The 1,031-nt window shown below is 67.9% G+C and carries 1 protein-coding gene; it reads left to right on the top strand.

Annotated elements, in window-relative coordinates:
* The coding region (locus tag ACLMAL_RS39615) for a condensation domain-containing protein (protein WP_412003769.1) at positions 1-1,031 on the top strand (1,031 nt) is incomplete at both ends.

The raw sequence follows: 1,031 nt of genomic DNA, 5'->3' as shown, positions 1-1,031 counted from the left end.
CGCTGGTGGTCGGATCGACCCTCGGCGACCAGCTGGTCGGATATGTGGTGCCCCAGCCCGGGCAGGTAGTCGAGCAGCGTGCGCTGCTTGCCGGGATCTCGGAAACACTGCCCGCGTACATGGTGCCTGCGGCTGTCGTGGTCTTGGACGCTTTCCCGCTGAACGCGAGCGGCAAGCTGGACCGCAAGGCGCTGCCCGCACCGGAGTTCACGAGTCGTGAATTCCGTGCTCCCGCAACGCCGATCGAGCAGATCGTCGCGAGCGTGTTCGCGGATGTGCTCGGTATCGAGCGGGTCGGTGCGGATGACGACTTCTTCGCGCTCGGCGGTAACTCACTGATCGCCACCCAAGTGACCGCACGCCTGGGCGCGGCACTGGACACGCGCCTCGCGGTCCGCGATCTGTTCGAGGCATCGACGGTCGAGTCGCTGGCTGCGCGCGCCGAACGTCAGACCGGATCGGGCCGGGCCCGGCCCGCGCTCGTCGCGGGCGTGCGGCCGGAGCGGGTTCCGCTCTCGCCCGCGCAGCAGCGGTACTGGTTCCTCAACCAGTTCGACACGACGGCCTCGGCGGTGGACAACGTTCCGTTCGCGGTGCGGTTGTCGGGCGCACTGGATGTCGAGGCGCTGCAGCAGGCCATCGGTGACATCTTCGCCCGCCACGAGGTGCTTCGGACCACCTACCCGACGTCCGATGACGGGCCGTACCAGGTGATTCTGCCGGCCAGGGAGGTCACGCCGGAGCTGCACGTCGTCGATGTCGCCGAGTCGGAGCTGATCGGCGCGGTCATCGAGTTCGTGCTCACGACCTTCGACGTCACCGAAGAGGTGCCATTGAAGGTGGCGCTGCTGCGGCTGGCGCCGCAGGAGCATGTGATCGCGATCGTCGCACATCACGTGTCCGTGGACGGTGCGTCGACGGGTCCGTTGGCTCGCGATCTGATGGTCGCGTACATCGCTCGGTTGAACGGTGAGGCGCCGCAGTGGGCTCCGCTGCCGGTGCAGTACGCCGACTATGCGGTGTGGCAGCGT

Source organism: Nocardia sp. CWNU-33 (assembly GCF_046764895.1).
GTDB lineage: Bacteria > Actinomycetota > Actinomycetes > Mycobacteriales > Mycobacteriaceae > Nocardia.
This window is presented reverse-complemented; position numbering and strand designations above follow the sequence as displayed.